Origin of the sequence: Halobacterium sp. NMX12-1 (assembly GCF_040435975.1) — an archaeon.
GTDB classification, from domain to species: Archaea; Halobacteriota; Halobacteria; order Halobacteriales; family Halobacteriaceae; genus Halobacterium; species Halobacterium hubeiense.
The window spans coordinates 1997117-2014366 of the sequence record NZ_CP159204.1 but is presented as its reverse complement, the minus strand read 5'-3'; the positions used below and the strand labels follow the sequence as shown (position 1 = coordinate 2014366).

22 protein-coding genes are annotated in these 17250 nt (G+C 69.9%); 7 read left to right on the top strand and 15 right to left on the bottom strand.

Features of this window, described 5'->3' with window-relative positions; all coding sequences use genetic code 11:
* The first annotated feature begins 109 nt into the window (after positions 1-109).
* The gene (purD, locus tag ABSL23_RS12295; RefSeq protein WP_353633930.1) at positions 110-1396 is read left to right on the top strand and encodes a phosphoribosylamine--glycine ligase; all 1287 of its coding nucleotides are present in this window, start codon (positions 110-112) and stop codon (positions 1394-1396) included.
* Here purD and ABSL23_RS12290 read toward each other — a convergent pair whose 3' ends face one another.
* The 6 genes from ABSL23_RS12290 to ABSL23_RS12265 form a co-directional block, all read right to left on the bottom strand.
* The gene (locus ABSL23_RS12290) at positions 1397-2011 is read right to left on the bottom strand and encodes a hypothetical protein (RefSeq protein WP_353633929.1); all 615 of its coding nucleotides are present in this window, start codon (positions 2009-2011) and stop codon (positions 1397-1399) included.
* Positions 2008-2592, bottom strand: coding sequence for a hypothetical protein (locus ABSL23_RS12285; protein ID WP_353633928.1), 585 nt, complete (start codon positions 2590-2592; stop codon positions 2008-2010). The genes ABSL23_RS12290 and ABSL23_RS12285 overlap by 4 nt, the downstream gene beginning before the upstream one ends.
* Before the next feature lie 136 nt (positions 2593-2728).
* Complete coding sequence (locus ABSL23_RS12280) at positions 2729-3070, bottom strand: hypothetical protein (RefSeq protein ID WP_353633927.1); 342 nt, start codon at positions 3068-3070, stop codon at positions 2729-2731.
* A gap of 117 nt (positions 3071-3187) precedes the next feature.
* Positions 3188-3742: a YetF domain-containing protein gene (locus ABSL23_RS12275; protein WP_353633926.1), complete on the bottom strand. Its 555-nt coding sequence runs from the start codon at positions 3740-3742 to the stop codon at positions 3188-3190.
* On the bottom strand, positions 3739-4734 hold the full coding sequence (locus tag ABSL23_RS12270; RefSeq protein ID WP_353633925.1) for a potassium channel family protein: 996 nt from the start codon (positions 4732-4734) through the stop codon (positions 3739-3741). Before ABSL23_RS12270 ends, ABSL23_RS12275 begins: the two co-directional genes overlap by 4 nt.
* A gap of 76 nt (positions 4735-4810) precedes the next feature.
* A complete protein-coding gene (locus ABSL23_RS12265) occupies positions 4811-5473 on the bottom strand; it encodes a helix-turn-helix domain-containing protein (protein WP_353633924.1) in 663 nt (220 codons plus the stop codon).
* Between the two features lie 354 nt (positions 5474-5827).
* On the opposite strand from ABSL23_RS12265, the gene ABSL23_RS12260 reads away from it, so the two are divergent.
* Both ABSL23_RS12260 and ABSL23_RS12255 read left to right on the top strand, forming a co-directional pair.
* On the top strand, positions 5828-6184 hold the full coding sequence (locus ABSL23_RS12260; RefSeq protein ID WP_353633923.1) for a hypothetical protein: 357 nt from the start codon (positions 5828-5830) through the stop codon (positions 6182-6184).
* Positions 6185-6286: 102 nt separating this feature from the next.
* Positions 6287-6676, top strand: coding sequence for a hypothetical protein (locus tag ABSL23_RS12255; protein ID WP_353633922.1), 390 nt, complete (start codon positions 6287-6289; stop codon positions 6674-6676).
* Here ABSL23_RS12255 and ABSL23_RS12250 read toward each other — a convergent pair.
* From ABSL23_RS12250 to ABSL23_RS12240, 3 genes are all read right to left on the bottom strand, one after another.
* Positions 6646-7296: a PHP-associated domain-containing protein gene (locus ABSL23_RS12250; RefSeq protein WP_353633921.1), complete on the bottom strand. Its 651-nt coding sequence runs from the start codon at positions 7294-7296 to the stop codon at positions 6646-6648. The genes ABSL23_RS12255 and ABSL23_RS12250 overlap by 31 nt on opposite strands.
* A gap of 34 nt (positions 7297-7330) precedes the next feature.
* Positions 7331-8257, bottom strand: coding sequence for a YegS/Rv2252/BmrU family lipid kinase (locus tag ABSL23_RS12245; protein ID WP_353633920.1), 927 nt, complete (start codon positions 8255-8257; stop codon positions 7331-7333).
* 157 nt (positions 8258-8414) lie between these two features.
* Positions 8415-9290 carry a mechanosensitive ion channel domain-containing protein gene (locus ABSL23_RS12240; protein WP_353633919.1) on the bottom strand — a complete coding sequence of 292 codons (876 nt, stop codon included), beginning with the start codon at positions 9288-9290 and terminating at the stop codon, positions 8415-8417.
* Positions 9291-9445: 155 nt separating this feature from the next.
* Between ABSL23_RS12240 and ABSL23_RS12235 the strand changes: the two genes are divergently transcribed.
* The 3 genes from ABSL23_RS12235 (at position 9446) to ABSL23_RS12225 (ending at position 10652) form a co-directional block, all read left to right on the top strand.
* Positions 9446-9901, top strand: coding sequence for a ferritin-like domain-containing protein (locus tag ABSL23_RS12235; protein ID WP_353633918.1), 456 nt, complete (start codon positions 9446-9448; stop codon positions 9899-9901).
* Between the two features lie 45 nt (positions 9902-9946).
* Positions 9947-10141, top strand: a complete 195-nt coding sequence (locus ABSL23_RS12230) for a XapX domain-containing protein (RefSeq protein ID WP_353633917.1) — start codon at positions 9947-9949, stop codon at positions 10139-10141.
* A 67-nt stretch (positions 10142-10208) separates the two neighbouring features.
* Positions 10209-10652 carry a hypothetical protein gene (locus ABSL23_RS12225; protein ID WP_353633916.1) on the top strand — a complete coding sequence of 148 codons (444 nt, stop codon included), beginning with the start codon at positions 10209-10211 and terminating at the stop codon, positions 10650-10652.
* Positions 10653-10712: 60 nt separating this feature from the next.
* Here the strand turns inward: ABSL23_RS12225 and ABSL23_RS12220 are convergent, their stop codons facing one another.
* From ABSL23_RS12220 to ABSL23_RS12195, 6 genes are all read right to left on the bottom strand, one after another.
* On the bottom strand, positions 10713-12545 hold the full coding sequence (locus ABSL23_RS12220; RefSeq protein ID WP_353633915.1) for an FAD-binding protein: 1833 nt from the start codon (positions 12543-12545) through the stop codon (positions 10713-10715).
* 1 nt (position 12546) lies between these two features.
* Positions 12547-13416 carry a succinate dehydrogenase/fumarate reductase iron-sulfur subunit gene (locus tag ABSL23_RS12215; RefSeq protein ID WP_059056925.1) on the bottom strand — a complete coding sequence of 290 codons (870 nt, stop codon included), beginning with the start codon at positions 13414-13416 and terminating at the stop codon, positions 12547-12549.
* A 1-nt stretch (position 13417) separates the two neighbouring features.
* Positions 13418-13780: a succinate dehydrogenase hydrophobic membrane anchor subunit gene (locus ABSL23_RS12210; protein ID WP_059056924.1), complete on the bottom strand. Its 363-nt coding sequence runs from the start codon at positions 13778-13780 to the stop codon at positions 13418-13420.
* A 2-nt stretch (positions 13781-13782) separates the two neighbouring features.
* Complete coding sequence (sdhC, locus tag ABSL23_RS12205; protein WP_059056923.1) at positions 13783-14175, bottom strand: succinate dehydrogenase, cytochrome b556 subunit; 393 nt, start codon at positions 14173-14175, stop codon at positions 13783-13785.
* Between the two features lie 149 nt (positions 14176-14324).
* A complete protein-coding gene (locus ABSL23_RS12200; RefSeq protein WP_059056922.1) occupies positions 14325-15287 on the bottom strand; it encodes a hypothetical protein in 963 nt (320 codons plus the stop codon).
* Between the two features lie 166 nt (positions 15288-15453).
* Positions 15454-16473, bottom strand: a complete 1020-nt coding sequence (locus ABSL23_RS12195) for a succinylglutamate desuccinylase/aspartoacylase family protein (RefSeq protein WP_353633914.1) — start codon at positions 16471-16473, stop codon at positions 15454-15456.
* A gap of 97 nt (positions 16474-16570) precedes the next feature.
* On the opposite strand from ABSL23_RS12195, the gene ABSL23_RS12190 reads away from it, so the two are divergent.
* Positions 16571-17206: an IS6 family transposase gene (locus ABSL23_RS12190; protein WP_353633913.1), complete on the top strand. Its 636-nt coding sequence runs from the start codon at positions 16571-16573 to the stop codon at positions 17204-17206.
* Positions 17207-17250 lie beyond the last annotated feature (44 nt).

Below are 17250 nucleotides of genomic sequence, written 5' to 3'. Positions count from 1 at the left end.
CGCGGCGGCGGGTAAAACCCACTCTCGCGGCACGCCCGATACACGAACGCGTACAACACGCTGGCGGAGTAGGGGAAGATTTACACTTGCTTGCTCACTCTCACCGGACATGACCGAACGAGTCCTGCTGGTCGGCGGCGGCGGCCGCGAGCACGCCATCGCCGACGAACTCGCCGACGACTGCGAACTGTACGCGGCCGCGGGCAACCGCAACCCGGGCATCGCCGAACTCGCGGACGGCTTCCGCGAACTCGACACCGAGGACCCCGACGCGGTCGTCGACTACGCGCTAGACGTGGACGCGACGCTCGCCGTCGTCGGTCCGGAGGGACCGCTGGCCGCGGGCGTCGTGGACGCGCTCGACGACGAGGACGTCTACGCGTTCGGCCCGAAGCAGGCCGACGCCCGCATCGAGACGGACAAGACGTTCCAGCGGGAGTTCATGGCCGAGCACGACGTCCCCGGCCAAGCGGCGTTCGAGACGTTCGAGGATTCGGACGCGGCCGCCGACTACGTCGAGAGCGTCGAGGGCGACGTCGCCGTCAAGCCCGCCGGCCTGACGGGCGGGAAGGGCGTCCGCGTCACCGGCGACCAACTGTCCAAGGCGGAAGCGGCCGACTACGTGCGTTCCTCCGAGCACGACGAGTGGGTCGTCGAGGAGCGCCTCGTCGGCGAGGAGGTCACCGTGCAGGCGTTCGTCGCGAACCGCGACGTCCGCCCGACGCCGGTCGCCCACGACCACGGCCGCGCGCTCGAAGGCGACGAGGGCGCGAACACGGGCGGCATGGGCAGCTACACCGGCCCGGACTGGACGCTCCCGTTCGTCACCGACGACGAGTACGAGGCCTGCGTGGACACGCTGGAAGCCGTCGTGGACGCGCTCCCGAAGTACCGCGGCGTCCTCTACGGCCAGTTCATGCTCACCGACGACGGCCCGAAGGTCGTGGAGTTCAACGCGCGCTTCGGCGACCCCGAGGCCCTGAACACGCTCCCGACGATGGAGACGCCGCTCATCGACGTGCTCACGGCGGCCCGCGACGACGACCCGCTGCCGGACCCCGAGTTCGCGGACGTCGCCACCGTCTGCAAGTACGTCGTTCCCGACGGCTACCCGACGAATCCCGAGGGCGGCACCCGCGTCACCATCGACGCCGCCGACCTCGACGACGCCGAGCTGTTCTACGCGAGCGTGGACGCCCGCGAGGACGGCATCTACACCACCACGTCGCGGTCGTACGCCGTCGTCGGGTTCGGCTCCTCGATTCCCGACGCCGAAGCCGAGGCCAGCGCCGCGCTCGGCGACCTCCCCGAGGGACTGCGCGTGCGCCGCGACATCGGCACGGACGCGCTGCTGCAGGAGCGCATCGACCACATGGACGACGTCCGCGGCGCGTAGCTACCGGAGGCGCCGCTGCACGAAGGAGACGGCGCCGCGCAGGTAGTCGGTCCCGAGCGCTGCGACGACGACCGCGCCGACGGTGTTGAACACGAGGTCGTTGACGATGTCGCCGACGCCGTCCACCGCCAGCGGCGCGTCCGCGCCGACCGCGCGCGCCAGCGCGCCCGACCCGAACTCCAGAAGCTCCCAGAAGACGCCCGCGGCGAGCACGAACACGACGACGAACACCGCCCGGAACTCGCCGGGGACGTCTATCTCCTCGGAGTGGAGTTCGAACGTTCGCAGGGTGACGTACCCCACGCCGGCGATGACGACGGCCGAAGCCGTGTGGGCGACGCTGTCGTACCAGCCGAACCACTCGTAGGGCCCCATCGACCCGACGGTGTGGACGAACACCGAGAGGGTGAGCCAGAACGCGAGCAGCGGGTCCATCGAGTAGTGGTACTCGCGGCGCAGCAGCGCCGGCAACAGCGTCACGGCGAGGGTGACGGCGACGCCGAGCGCGAGGGTGACTCGGAGGCGCACGAGCGTGAACGCGAGCAGCGCGACGAGCACCGCCTGCATGGCGCGGACGGCGAGGCGTTCCGCGGCGTCCGCGCGGTCGCCGCTCACGGGTCGCTCACCGCCGGTTCCTCCTGGCTGCCGCCGCCGTCCGCTCGCCCGAAGTACAGCTCGAACGCGACGCCGACGACCGCGGCGACGACCGTCACGAACAGGAAGTCCCACTGGACGCTGGCCTGGCTCGCGACGTAGTCCGTGCCGAGCGTTCGGTCGGCGGCGAACCGCCCGACCGTCCAGACGCCCTGCACGGCCATCGTCGCCATCGCGGCGAACGCGATGGTGAACCGGCGGCTCATCTCGACGCGCGTGTACGCCTCGAGCTCGGCGACGCCGACGAGCGCGAACGCGGCGACGGCCGTGTACGCCGTCAGTTCCTCGTGGAACCCGAGCGTCTGACCGACGACCGCGAGCGCGCCGACGGCCAGCAGCGGCCACGGGACGAGCACGCGCCAGTCGCGGGACGCGAGCGCGGGCAGCGCCGCGATGCCGACGAACGCCGCCTCGAAGACCGCCCAGAGGCGGTCGCCGGTCGCGGTGCTGTACGCCGCCGAGACCAGAACCGCGCCGAGCAGCGACCACCCGACGACGGCGTTCCGCCGCACGCTGCGCGCTTCCCGCTGAGACCTTGACACGGGTCGCGGTACGCCGGAGCGGCGTAAAGGTATGGAGCCGATACCGCCCGCTCGCGGCGGCCTACCCGTCGTCCGCCTCGACGGCCACGAGGACGCCCATCGCGTCACCGCCTCCCGTAGGCGACCGGGCTGTCGCTCACCGCTGCCACCGCCGGAGCAGCCGCTTCGTGACGGACGCGGCGACGAACCCCGCCGCGAGCCGTCCGGCGCGGCCGCCGACCCGCCGTTTCAGTGACCGACCCGTCTTCGACCCCTCGTCCGCGTCGACGGTGTCCGCCGTCGCGTCCCGCCCGCGCAGCCGTCGGTAGACCAGGGCCGCGCCGAGTCCGCCCGCCGCGTACACCGCGCGCCGGCGCCAGCGGGACCCACCGGTGTCGTCCGCCCCGTCACTGGCGTCGTCGCCTTCGGTCGCCGGCAACTGCGATTCCGCGTCGGCGGTCGTCTCCCGGCCCGTCACTGACGGCAGTAGTTTGCTCATTGCAGTTCGGCCGACGCGCGGCTGCCGTATTGTTATACGCCGCCGTGGGGCGGCAAGGGTTCCTTACCCGCGGCTGGCCGCCGCCACGTGGGGGTCGCCCGGTGGCCGGCGGGCCGTTCATTCTGGAGTAGGCGTCCAGTCGTCGTCCACCACCTCGTCGCCGAAGACGTCACCGGGGACGGCGGCCGAGGGGACCGACTGGACGACTGAGAACTCGCCGCTGGACTCGAGGACGACGGCATCGACGTCGGCGAGCGTGCCGACCGGCTTCTTGCGGACCGCGGCGCGGAGCTCGGACGCCGTCACGCGCTCGCGGCGCATCGGCGTGCGCAGGTACTCGTCGCGGAAGTACAGCAGCACGGGCGGGTTCGTCACGGCCCGCCCGAACGGCGGCCACGCCACCTGGACGCTCGTGACGGCGTACTGGAGGACGACGAGGAGGGCGGCCGCCGCGAGCGCCTCGGAGAGCGAGAGCCCCTTCGCGGTGAGCGCGCGGCCGAACACCGACCCGATTGCGACCGTGACGACGAAGTCGAAGGCGTTCAGGTCGGCGAGCGTCCGGCTGCCCGACGCGCGCAGGAACACGACGAGCGCGACGTACATCGCGACGCCGACGACGACGATGCGCGCCAGCGGCCGCCAGCCGCCGAAGAAGAACACTGGGTCGGTCATCGGTCCAGGGGCGGCCACGCCCACGCGTCCGCCACGACCACCTCCCGGACGGTCGTGCGGTGGTCGTCGAGGTCGGCGACCGCCGCGTCGAACGCGCCGTCCGTGACCGTCGGGACGCCCGCGTCCCGCAGCGCGTCGAGGTCCGGTGGCGGCAGCGGGCGGTCCACGTCCTCGGTCAGCGACTCGTTCAGGGAGGCGAGGTAGTTCGCGTTCGCGGCGCGCGCCGCCTCGAGGAGCGCGCGGTTCGGCCGGTCGCCCTCGGGGACGCCGAATCGCAGCAGCGTCAGCGCGTCGTCGAGGACGGCGACGCCGACGACGGCCGCCTGCGCGGGCTGCTCGCAGTGGTAGTAGTTCAGGATGGGGTACGCGAGGTGCTGTTCGGCCAGCAGGTCGAGGTCGCCGGCCAGCGACGACAGCGAGTGGTGGAGCGCGTCGAAGTCGCCGCTGTAGCCGCGAGCGACGATGGTCTCGCCGCGCTCGCCCAGCCCCGTCACCGCGTTCGCGAACGCGCGCTTCTCCGCGACGCAGCCGAGCACGGACAGCACGTACGAGACACCCATCGTGACGAACAGCATCCCGCTGGCGGTCGTGAGCGCGGTCGCCACCTGCCAGCCGGCCGTCGCCGGGTAGTAGTCGCCGTTCCCCATCGTGAACATCGTGTACGCGACGAAGTAGACGCGGCCGGGCCACGTGACGGCGACGGGCTCGCGGGTGTTCACGAGCGCGCCCTCGGCGCCCGCGAACACGAGCGTCCAGCCGCCCCAGATGGCGACCACCCACGCGCCGAGCGTCGCCACGAGCATCAGCGGGCCGGCGAGGCTGAGCGCGCGCGACCGACCGTCGCCCGCTCGCCGGAGGCCGCGCCACAGCGCCGCGGTCAGCCGCGAGGACAGCGGCCCGGAGCCGCCGTCTACCCACAGCGTCGTCCAGAGGACGTCCACGACTGCGACTGCGAGTATCGCGGTGCCGAGCAGGCTGTACGCGACGTTCATGGTGCGGTGGCGGTAGTCCGGCGTCCGAAGCGGTGCGCGCCCGGTCGCGGTCGAGCGGGCCGGCGACGTCCGCCCGTCACTCTACGCGGGTGGCGAAGAACGCACCCGAGACGACGTTCGAGATGGCGGCCCTGTGCGCGCGAGAGAGGCGCTCGGACAGCGCCTGGTGGGTGACGTCGAACTCGGCGGCGAGCTCCTCGAGGGTCACCCGCCGCGGCACCTCGTAGAAGCCGCGCCGGAGCGCGGACTCGAGGGCCGCGTACTGCTTCTCGCTGAGGCCGGTCTCGCGGGACCAGACGGTCGTCGTCGGGCCGTACACCGACTCGACGTTCACGCGGAGGGCGGAGTCGCGGCACTCGCGGTGCCAGTCCTCCGTCATCGCGCGCTCGCCGAACAGCACGCGGAACCACCACGTGCCGTCGGTCGCACGCGCCTCCAGGACGGCGCCGTCGTTCGGGTGCAGGACGCGGAGCAGCTCCGCGGTCGGCGCGGTCCAGTCCACCCGGAGCACGCACTCCTCGTCCAGCGTCGCGAGCGCCGTCGCGGCCTCGACGGTGGCGTCCCGGTCCACCGCGCGTTCGACGTCCTCGCCACCCTCGACGGTGAGCACGGAGAGCGCCGCGTCCCCGTCCGCGGCGGCGGCCTGCATCGACTCGACGGTCGCGCCCGGCGTGCGCTGGAACGTCTCCGCGAGCGCGAGGTCCGCGGCCGGGACGGCGACCTCGACGACGGACGTCACGTTCGATCCGCCTCGCGGTGCAGCCGTCCGTGGGTTCCTGTCGTTGTCATGGGTGGTCCTCTGGTGCTGTCGTAGTCGCGAACGGGCTAATGTTATATCGGAGGTACTCGCCGAAGGGCGGCCTTACGGGACGGGTCGCGCGGGTGTCGCCCGGCTCTCTCGACGCGCCGACGCTGGGCGGCCGTACCACTGCGTACCGCGAGACGGGGCTCGGGCGACGGCGGTTCCGAACGCGCCTGTTCTCCGGTGTGCCTACCAATTATGTACCACTCACCCCGGAAAAACAGTCCAGATAGGGGCTGTATCGCATATTCTCCCCTAATTGGCTTACCGGTGGACGTGGTAGGTGACTGCATGGCGACAGACGACGCGAGCGAGACCGACGGGGACGGCAGCGAGGAGAGCCGCCAGCAGGGCGTCGAGCTCGGGGCTCTCGACGACGAACTGGCGGCCCACGACTACCCGGCGACCGCCGACGCGCTGGTCGCCGAGTACGGCGACTACGAGATCGACCTGCCGGGTGGCAGCCAGCGCCTCGACGAGGTTCTCGGGCTCCTCGAGGGGGACGACCCGGAGTACGCGGACGCGGAGGCGGCTCGACAGGCGATCTACGCCCTCGTGGGCTCCGAGGCGGTGGGCCGCGACGACTACAGCGACCGCGGCGGGTCGGCGCCCGAGGAGGGCGACGACGGCGACGACGAGTCCTTCTAGTCGCGGCCGTCGCCGTGCGCGTGCAGTGGCGGACGCGAGACGTGAAAAACGGCTTGCCCCTGCCAGCGCGGTGTTGAACGCGCTCCGCTGCCTACCCGACCCATGGAGGAATCTGTGGAGGGCGAGGACGTCAGTATCGAGAACGGGGACACGGTGTACGACGACCAGGGTCACGTCGTCGGCATCGTCCGGGACGCGTCCAAGGCCGGGTTCGACGTCGCGGTCGTGGACGCCGGCGCGGACGTCGCGTCCACCCCGTCGGCGCCCGCCGAGCGGAACAGCGAGGACCTCCCGGGCAAGGAGTTCGGCGAGGGATACCTGATGTGGCGCTGCGAGGAGTGCGGCGCGATGGGGGGAACTCGAGGACGGCATCCCGGAGACGTGTCCGGACTGTCACGCCGCGAAGGAGTACATCGAGAACGTCCAGGAGGACTGACCGGGCCGACCGGTCGCGGCGCCCGCTACCACTTCGCGCGGTGTATCTGCTCGTAGACCCGCCGCACCAGTCGGTGCGACGGCCCGGAGCGGACGCGCGGTTCCACGCGGCCGTCGCGGACGGCGTCCACGACGGCCGACGGCGTCAGCTCGTCGGCGTCGACGCGAGTGTACGCCCGCGCGGCCTCGAAGGGAAAGTGCGCGTCGCTGCCCGCGACCACCGGGACGCCGAGGTCGGCCGCGAGGTCGTGGACGCGCGCCGCGCGGCGCGGGTGCTTCCCGTTGACTTCCACGGCGTCGAACGCCGCGCCGCTGTCGCGGACGCTGCCGTGCCGGAACGGGTGCGGGAGGACGACCGCGCAGTCCGCGTCGTGGGCCCGCGAGACGACCTCGCGTGGGGTGAGCGCGCCCGGTTCGGTCCGCGACGGCGGGTCCGGCCCGACGACCAGCAGGTGGCCGTCCGTCGTCGTCACCTCGATGCCGGGGAGGAACTGCGGGCGCGCACCGGACGCGCCGAGCGGTTCGTGGTAGTCGTGGTTCGTGAGCGCGACCGCGTCCATCCCCCGCCACCGGCTCGCGAGCGACAACAGCTCCGCGCCGACCGGGTCGTACGCCGTCGGGCGGCCCGGCGACCGGTGGAAGAACCGCGTGTGGGCGTGCAGGTCTACGTCGAACACGCCTGCACCTCCGCGGCGGCGACGCAGCGAGCGCTCATTGCAGCCCCGGGTCGGGGTCGTAGGCGTCCCCGACGGCCACCGTCGCGGCGCCCGGGTCGGTGTGCATCGACAGCGACTCCCGGCGCAGTATCTCGCCGTCCAGACTGAACCGGGTCGCCGTCGGGTCGCGGACGCGCACCGACAGCGCGGGCGCGCGGAACCGCGTGACGTGCTCGGAGTCCCCGGCGAACAGCCGGCCGAACACCGCCTCGCCGACGGCGTCAGTCACGGACAGCTCCTCGACGACCGTCACCTCGAACAGGCCGTCCTCGACGTCGGCCTGCGTCTGGTCGCCCCACACGAACCGGCGCGCGTTCCCCACCAGCACCATCATCGCGTCCCCCGCCCACGCCGTCGTCTCGCGGCCGTCCTCCTGGATGTCCACCGAGACCGGAAGCGACTGGTAGTCCGGCAGCGACCGCAGCGTCGTCACGACGTACGCCAGCGCGCCCAGCCGGCGCTTCATGCTGTCGGAGGTGTTCCCGCTGGCGTCCGCGGTCAGGCCGGCGACACAGGAGTTCACGAACACGCGGTCGCCCGTCCGCCCGACGTCGATGCGGCGGCGCCGGCCGCCCTCGAGGACGTCGAACGCGTCCGCGACACCGGTCACGCCGACGTTCTCCGCGAAGTTGTTGCCCGTGCCCACCGGCACCACGCCGAACGCCACGCTGTCCAGGGCGTCGGCCCGGTCGATGCCCTGCAGCACCTCGTTGACCGTGCCGTCGCCGCCGGCCGCGACGACCGTCGACGCGCCACCGGCGGCCGCCTCCCGGGCCAGTTCCACCGGGTCGCCCTCGCGCTCGCTCTCCCAGAGGTCGTAGCCCAGAAGCGACGCTCGTTCGCGCACCTGCTCCACGTGGCCGCCGTCCCCGCTGTTCGGATTGGCGACCACCACCGTCTCCGCGACGTCTGTCCCTGGCATGCGTAACTCCGACCCGGCACGGGACGGCGCCGCGGGCGCGACCACGCGCAGGTGGCGGCCGCGCCCTCGACTCCGCGCCCCGTCGAGTCGTCCGTTGGCTCGCCCGGTGCGCGGTTTGTTATGGAGTCAGTACCCGTGAGTGTGGACGCCCACGCCGTCACCCCCCGCCGTCGAGTCCGACGCGGCCGCTGAGCTCGTGCTGCTGTGCGGGACTGACGGTGACGTCCGCCGCGGCGAGCGCCGCCTCGACGGCCCGCGTGTACGCCGACCGCGCCGCCAGCACTTCCTCGGGGTCCGGCCGCGGAATCCAGTAGTGGGCGCGCACCACCACGGCGTCGTCACCGAGTTCCTCGACGTATGCCTGCGGCGCCGGGTCGTCCAGGACGGCGTCGACGCTGGCGGCGGCCGCCGTCACCGCCGCCACCGCGTCGCCGAGGTCGTCGCCGTAGTCCACGGACACCCGGTCGACCAGCCGGTACTGTCGGCGGCCGTACGGCCGCACGACTACCTCGTTCGTCAACGCCGTGTTCGGCACCGTGACCAGTTCGCCGTCCGCCGTCTCCAGCCGGGTCGCGCGCAGCTGTATCGACTGCACGGCGCCCTCGTGGTCCCCGAACTCGATGTAGTCGCCGACGCTGAACTCCGGGTCGAACACGAGCACGAGGCCGCTGACCAGCGACCCGATGACCGTCTGCGCGGCGACGCCGACCGCCAGCGTCCCCGCGGCGACGACGAGCGCGGAGTCACTGAGGAACTGGCCGTAGCCGGCGACAGACACCCCGACGACCACGCCGACGAGCAGGGCCAGCAGGCGGACGTAGCGCGCGATAGCGTCCTGTATCGTCGGGTTGTCCCGGTTCCGCCGGCGCACCACGCGGTCGACGAGCGGCCCGACGACCAGCCAGCCGACGGCCGCGACGCCGAGCACGCCCGCCAGGAACCACGCCGCGCTCACGAGCAGCGGCGACAGTTCGGCGAGCGCCTCCGGACCGCTCTCCACAGTCGTCTCCTGGAGGGCGGTCGGGACGGACATTGGACGCGTTGCCGTCTCCGAACCGCCACGCGCACAATGTTATGCGGGCCGTACGGCTATCTGCGGCGGGTAGGCCCCGCGTAGCGGCCGTCGGGCGTCGCAGCGGCGCTGCGAGCGGCACACAGTTCTATACGTCTCGCTCTCGTGGGATACGTATGACCAGCGAAGAGGTCACGCGCCTCCTCCGGAAGGCGTACGGCGACGAGATCGAGACCGTGATGAACTACATGACCAACTCCATCGTCCTCGACGGCGTGCGCGCCGAGGAGATCAAGGAGTCCCTCCAGACGGACATCCAGGAGGAGCTCTCCCACGCCGAACAGCTCGGCGAGCGGCTCAAGCAACTGGACGAGCAGCCGCCCGCGTCCGCGGAGTTCGAAGCCCACCAGCACAGCCTCCAGCCGCCCGAGGACACTACCGACGTGCTGTCGGTCATCGACGGCGTGCTCGACGCCGAGGAGGACGCCATCGACACGTACCGCGACCTCATCGACGCCGCCGAGGACGCCGACGACCCCGTCACGGAGGACCTCGCGGTGACGATTCTCGCCGACGAGGAAGCCCACCGCACGGAGTTCCGCGGCTACCGCAAGGAGTACCGCTCGGACTGACGCGTTTCGCGCTGCTTTTGCCGCCGCCCGCCCTCAGCCACGGCCATGAACGTCGCTTTCGTCGTCGCCGCGACGCTGACCGGCATCGCCGTCGGCGTGGTGTTCGCGTCCCTCCGCATCCCGATTCCCGCGCCGCCGTCGCTGGCGGGCGTCATGGGCATCGTCGGCATCTGGGTGGGCTACCGGCTCGTCAAGCACTTCGGCTTCGGCTTCGACCTGCTGGACGCGCTCGGCGTCTGAACTCTGCGCCGGCGCTCGGGAACTGACAGCGACAAAATACTTGTCCGGGCTCCGAGTACCCACGGTCGTGAGTCCCTCCACCACCCGAACGCAGCACGACGGCCCACGCGAGGCGCCGTCGCTGGTCCACCTCCTGCTCGTCTGGTTCCTCGTCGGCGGCTCGTTCGTCGGCCTCGGCATCGACCTCCACGGAGCGCTCTCCGTGGACGCGCCGCCGGCGGCGATAAACGCCGGGCTGGTGTTCGGGACGGTCGTCGTGGCCGCGCTGTGGGTCGCGGGCTTCCGGCCGTCGCTGCGCGCCAGCGTGGGCTACTTCCTCCTCCAGAACGCCGCCCAGCTCCTGCTGTTAATTGCCGTCGTCTCCGCCGCGTCGCCGTGGACGGAGGTCGCCGTTCGCGCGCTCTCGATAGCGTTCGCCGGCGCGCTCTGCTTCACCGACCCCGGCCGGCGGACGGTGGGCTGGCTCCGCGACCAGTGCTGGCAGCTGTTCGAGTCGCAGGCAGTCAGCTGACGCGGGACGGAGCCGCCGCTGTCGGTCGCCGGAAACGGGAACGAGAGACGGAGAACGCGGTCAGTACGAGCGGACCTTCGGCTCGTAGGTCTGCTCGTCGCCCTCGAGGATGACCGGGCGGTACCACAGTTCGGGCTCGCCGTCGTTCCACGAGACGAGCGTGTGCTTGAGGTACTCGTCGTCCTTGCGCTCCTGGTGCTCCTTGCGCCAGTGCGCGCCGCGGAACTCCTCGCGGGCGAGCGCGCCCATCGTGATGGCCTCCGCGACGTCCAGCAGGTTCCGCGTCTCGATGGTGTGCTGGAGGTCGGTGTTGAACGTCCGGGACTTGTCCGCGACGTAGACGTCCTGGTAGCGCTCGCGGGCGTCCTGGATGTCCCGGAGCGCCTGCTTGAGGTTCTCCTCCTCCCGGAACACGTTGACGTTCTCCGTCATCGACTCCTGGAGGTCCGCGCGCACGTCGGCGTGGTTGACGCCGTCCTCGCGCTCCAGCAGCGTCTCGATGCGCTCGCGCTCGGCCTCCGCGGTCGCTTCGACGACCGCCTTCGGGTCGCTGTCGGGGTTCTCGACGGCGCCACCGTCGGCGGCGGCTTCCTTCGCGCCGGGCTCGCCGACCGGCACGCCGAGGTCTTCGCGCTCGGCGTCCGGCTCGGGGCCGGTCTCGATTTTCGGCTCGGGCATGTCCGCGCCCGCGGCGTGGCGGCCCGCGCGAGCGCCGAACACGAGCAGTTCGGGGAGCGCGTTCCCGCCGAGGCGGTTGCCGCCGTGGAGGCTCACGCACGCGCACTCGCCGGCCGCGTAGAGGCCGTCGATGCACGTCTCGCCGTGCTCGTTGACCTCGATGCCGCCCATCGCGTAGTGCTGGCCGGGCTTGACCGGCATCGGCTCCTCCAAGCCGTCCACGCCCTCGAAGTCGCGCGCGAGGTGGAGGATGTTCTCCAGCCGGTCGGTGATGCGCTCCTCGCCGAGGTGGCGCATGTCGAGGTAGACGTACTCGTCCTCGACGCCGCGGCCCTCCTGCACTTCCGTGAGTTCCGCGCGCGCCACCACGTCGCGGGACGCGAGTTCGCCGTCGTTGGTCGCGTACCCGTACTCGAACATGAAGCGCTCGCCCTCGGAGTTGTAGAGGATGCCGCCCTCCCCGCGGACGCCCTCGCTGATGAGGACGCCCGTCGAGGGGAGCGTCGTCGGGTGGAACTGAATCATCTCCATGTCCTCCATCGGGACGCCCGCGCGGTACGCGATGGCGACGCCGTCGCCGGTGTTGGCGACGGCGTTCGTCGTGTGGTCGAACGCCTGCCCGAGGCCGCCGGTCGCCAGAATCACGCCGTCGCGGGCGCGGAAGCCCGCGATTTCGCCGCTCTGGACGTCCCACGCGACGACGCCGTGGCAGTCGCGCTCGTTGGGGTCGTCCTCGTCGGTGACCGCGACCTGGCTGACGTACCACTCGTCGTACACCTCGATGCCTCGCTTGACCACCTGCTCGTACAGCGTGTGGAGCATGTGGTGGCCGGTCTCGGCGCCCGCGTACGTCGTCCGCGGGAAGGAGAGGCCGCCGAACGGCCGCTGGCTGACCGTGCCGTCCTCCTCGCGGGAGAACGGCATCCCCCAGTGTTCCAGCTGGATGACCTCCTCGGGGGCGTCCTGCGCGAACGTGTCGACTGCGGGGGCGTCGCCGAGGTAGTCCGACCCTTTCATCGTGTCGTACGCGTGGTCCTCCCAGGAGTCGCCGTCCTGCAGGGCGGCGTTGATGCCGCCCTCCGCGGCGCCCGTGTGCGAGCGCACCGGGTGGAGTTTCGTGACGATTGCTACGTCTGCGCCTTCCTCGTGGGCGGCGATTGCGGCTCGGAGCCCCGCGCCGCCGCCGCCGACTACGATTACGTCGTGCTCGTACATGTTACCAGAATTTGAGGTTCTGCTTGACGGCTTCGCGCTTCAGCTCTTGGATGTGCTCGGTGAGCGGGATGTCCTTCGGACAGACGTTCGTACACGAGAACTGGGTCTGACACCGCCAGACGCCGTGTTCGGCCTCGATGATTTCGAGGCGTTCCTGCCGCTTGTTCTCGCCCTCGCGCTCGTCCATGTAGAAGCGGTAGGCCTTGTTGATGGCCGCCGGGCCGAGGTACTTGTTGTCGCCCGCGGCGATATTGCACGAGGACATGCACGCGCCACACCAGATGCAGCGCGTCGAGAGCTTGACCTTCTCGCGGTTCTCGCGGTCCTGGCGCTGCTCTTCGAGTTCGTCGTCGGGCGTCTCGTCGGGGTCGAAGAACGGATCGACGGACTCCATCTGGTCGTAGAAGTGGTCCATCTCCACCACGAGGTCTTTGACGACCTCCTGGTGGGGGAGCGGCTCGACGCGCACCGGGCCGTCGAGGTCCGCAATCTGGGTCTGACAGCCGAGCCGCTGGCGGCCGTTCACGAAGAACGCGTCCGACCCGCAGACCGCCTGCCGGCAGGAGTGCCGGAAGGTGAGACTGGAGTCGTACTCGTCGCGCGCGTAGATGAGCGCGTCGAGGACGGTCATCCCCTTCTCGAAGGGCACGGTAAAGGAGTCGAAGCGCGGCTCCTCCTTGCCCTCGATCTCGGGGTCGTAGCGGAACACTTTCAGCTCCACCGTCTCGCCCTGAATCTCGTTTGCGGCGGCGGCCTCGTCGGCCTCGCGTTGCTCCTTGCGCGCCTGTTTCTCGGCCATCCGCCGCTCCTGCGGCGACGTGGACGAGGGCTGTTCCGTCTCGGAGTCGGTGTCGGGTGTCTGCGTACTCATGTTAGAATCCCGCGAGGGTGTTTGCGACGCGAATCCCCTGCACGACCAGCAACAGCGCGGCGGCACCGAGGACGACCTGCGCGATGCGCTTCTGGACGCCGTCGATGCCCTGGTTGACCAGCGCGTTGTAGACGCCGTTGACGCCGTGGAACGTCGCGGTCAGCAGGAACAGTATCATCGTCACGAAGTAGCCGACGTTCTGCATGCGCGCCTGACTGCCCGCGAACTCGATCTCGTAGGCGTGCGTGACGAAGTGGAGGTTGAAGAAGTGGAACGCCAGCACGACGACGAGGAACGCCGCCGTGATGCGCTGGAGTAGCCATGCGGTCGAACCCGAACTGAACGAGGAGTAGCGTTGTGCCATTGTTAGAACGCCCCCGAGACGAACGTCGGCACGCTCGCGACGACGATGACGCCGGTCAGCACGAGCGACGCGTAGAAGCTCTTGTCTTGCGATTCCAGTCCCACGCCGAGGTCGACGAACAGCAGGCGGATGCCGTTGAGGATGTGGAAGACGGCGACCGCCAGCAGGCCGACCTCCAGCAGCCGGACCAGCGCCAGCCCCTCCAGCCCGGACAGCGTCTGGTTGTACGTCTCGGCGCCCTGCATGGACGTGCTCAGGACGGCGATGTGGGTGAACAGGTAGCCGATGAGCACCCACCCCGTGAACTTGTGAAATACCCAGGCCCACATCCCGGCCGTGAACTCCCGCCACCGGCCGAAGTCCTCGATGAGGCCTCGGTCGTACGACTGACTCATACCATTCGGAGCGTGTGGTCCCTCCGCACATAGAAGTTACTACACGAGCGCGTCGCACGAACCGCGGGGCGGCGGGCGCGCGTCGCCCGCGAACCCGGCGGGAGAATATGTTCGGTCGAGGGCCGTTCGACGGGGACGCCTGCGGGGCGTCAGCCTTCGAGGATGGTGCCGCCGGCACCGACCGCGATGGTGGTGTCGCCGCGCAGCACCGCCTTCAGGTTCTGGCCGGTCGGCGTGCTCTGGGCCGCCCACTTGCTGCCGTCGTAGGCGTAGAACTTCCCGCCGCCGCCGACCGTGGCGCCGCTACCGTCGGCGACTTCGACGTCGCGGAGGGTGGCGTCGCCGGTGTCCGAGCGCACCCACTCGCTGCCGTTCCAGTGGTAGACGGTGCCGCCGCCGCCCGAGATCCAGACGTCGTCGAAGCCGTCCGAGTCGACGCCGTAGAAGTTGTGGTTGGCGTTCGCGATGCCGAGCTTGTCCCACGTGCCGCCGTCGCGCGTGTAGAACACGCTGGTGTTGCCGTCGACGATGTGGCCGCTGCGGTCGTCGAAGAAGTCCACGGCGTTGATTGCGGCACCCGAGCCGGGCGTCGTGTAGTCCCACGAGCCGGTCTCGCCGTTCTCGTAGGAGAAGTACATCTTCCCGGAGTCGCCGGCGACGTAGACGTTCGCCTCGCCGGCCTCGCCGGTGACGGAGACGTCGTTGAAGTTGTTCGTGACGTCCATGGGCGCGGAGTGGTCGTTGAGGACGCCGGCTTCGACGTCGTACTCGCCGATGGCGCCCGAGGAGCCGACGAACCACAGGCGCTTCCCGTCGTCGGTCACGTCAGCGCCGTAGACGCTGTTTCCGTTCCCCGTCGGGCCGCCGTCGAGGAGCTTCTCCCAGCCGTTGGCGGTGCGCTCGAGTACCACGCCGCCGCTGCCGACCGCGAACGCGCCCGCGGTCGTGGATTCGACGTCGTAGAGCGTGCTCGCGGTGGGGGACTCGACGACTTCGAGTCCGCCCTCGTCGCTGGTCGCCGCGCTCGCCGCGCCGGTGAACAGGCCGGCCGCGGCGGTCGCGCCGACTGCCTTCACGATGCTGCGTCTGGTGTGAGTCGAGTGGTCCGACATCGCAGTTCGTACGTCCGTCCCCGGGTAGTAAAAAACCCCGAACAGTTAACGCGGATTAAGATGCTTTTAGACTCTTTATCGGAAGTTCTAGCATTTTATTTCCGTAAATAGTTAGAGGATATTACACCTCTCGGACCGGAAACGAACACGTTCGCCGTGCGCCGCGTCAGGCCGGCGGCCCGGACCCCGCCTCGCGGGCGCGCTCGTAGGCGCGCTGGGTCGCGGCGTCGAGTTCCACGAGGTGGACCAGCGGGTTCCCCGGGTAGACGACGGGGTTCTCCAGTTTCCCGACGAGCAGTCCCGTGAACGGCGCCTCCACGTCCTCGACGTCGGTCTTGAACGGGTTCGAGATGCTGCAGATGGCGTCGCCCTCGCGGACGAGGTCGCCGCGCTCGTAGTGCATGTCCACGAGGCCGCCGTCGTCCGCGCGAATCCACGTCTTCTGGTCGGTCGTGACGACGGTCCACCACGCCGGCAGGTCCACGGCCTCCGTCGGATAGACGCCGTACCCCGCGAGCACGCTGTGGACGCCGTCGAGCGCGCGGTCGATGAGCCCGCGCTGGAACCGGTGGGCTTCCCCCATCTCCACGGTGACGGTCGGGACGCCGGCCTCGGTCGCCTCGCGGCGGAGCGTCCCCGACGACCCCTCGCTGTCGATGACGACGTTCGAGCCGAACGACCGCGCGAGCCGAACCACGTCGTCGTCGGTCATGTCCGCGCGGACGTGGAGCATGTTCGTGCGGCCGCGCGTCGAGGTGTGGAAGTCCAGCCCGAAGTCGCAGGGCGCGAGGAAGTTCCGGAAAATCTGGTCGGCCATCCGCTTGGCGCTCGTTGAGGCGTCGTTGCCGGGGAACGAGCGGTTCAGATCGCGGTCGTAGACGGGGAGGTAGCGCTGCTGGGTGACGAACCCCGGGACGTTCAGCACGGGCAGACAGACCAGCGTCCCGTGGAGGTTGGCGTGCGACCACTCGTGGGAGACCTCCCGCACCACTTCGATGCCGTTGAGTTCGTCGCCGTGGGAGGCCGCCGAGAGGAAGGCGGTCGGGCCGGGCTGCTCGCCGTTCACGATGGAGACGGGGATGCGGACCGGGTCCCCGAGGTACGTCTCGCTGATGGTGTACCGGATGTCCGCGCGCTCCCCGGGGTCCACCCGGCCGCCGTCGTACGTGAACGCCCCGTCGGTCATGGACCAAGGTTCGCGAGCGACACGTAAAACAGGGCCGTCCGAACGGCGGTGTTCACATAAGGATGAAGAGTGAGGCGGAACGATTTTTGAGTGGTCTATGCTCGAAATCGCCCGCCTCGACGGTGGTAGCGACTGCTTCGAGTTAGATTTTCTGGAGCGAGAGGCGACACCCGAGCCGGCGATGAAGCTCGGTATCCGACTCCACCTGGCCGGACTATCACTTTCGGATACCGTTTCAATTCTCGATAGGTTGGGTGTCGAACGCTGTCGAACCACCGTTCACAACTGGGTGCAGAAGGCCGACCTACAGCCCCTCAATGGTGCGAACCCGGATCACGTCGCGGTCGACGAGACCGTGATCCAACTCAACGACGAACGATTCTGGCTGTACGCCGCAGTCAATCCCGACACCAACCGCTTGCTGCACGTCACGCTCGCTCCGACGAGAAATCAAGCGATCACCGAGATGTTTCTTGCGGAACTCCGCGAGAAACATCTCGTCGATGACGCAGTCTTTCTCGTCGATTCTGCACCGTGGCTCCAAGCAGCACTCCATCGACACGGCCTCGATTACCGATACGAAAAACACGGTAATCGGAACAGCATCGAACGTGTTTTCCGAGAACTAAAACGCCGAACCAACCAGTTCTCAAACTGTTTCAGTCACGCCGAAGCAGATACTGTCGAAAATTGGCTGCAAGCGTTCGCCTTCGCATGGAATCAGCTAATCTGAACACTACCGTCCGAACCGTCGGCACCGTTTAGTCGCTGCCCGCC